The organism is Sporosarcina koreensis, from assembly GCF_001531445.1.
Taxonomy (GTDB): domain Bacteria; phylum Bacillota; class Bacilli; order Bacillales_A; family Planococcaceae; genus Sporosarcina; species Sporosarcina koreensis_C.
In genome coordinates, this window is the sequence record NZ_LQYA01000282.1 from 1 (window position 1) to 243 (window position 243).

Here is a 243-nt window from a genome sequence, read left to right on the forward strand (position 1 = left end):
CAACAAGTAATCCACCAATGTAACCGAAGATAATAACGCTCATTGTTCCAGGGAAAATAATCACACTGCCAATTGCAGCAGTACTTAGTTGATGTACATCTTTCATCATGTAAGGAACCATAGAGATAAACCCTGCTACTGTACCAAATATAAGTCATCCACAAAGGACACCAATTATAAAAGAAATATTTTTCCCCAGTGCAGGTTCAACAAAAGGTTCTGTTACTTTCCTAATATGTTTTA

General features: G+C 35.8%; 1 pseudogene. It reads right to left on the bottom strand.

What is annotated here, in order from left to right:
- Positions 1–243 (bottom strand): annotated as a pseudogene (locus AWV70_RS23200) (tetracycline efflux MFS transporter Tet(L)); the annotation flags it as partial.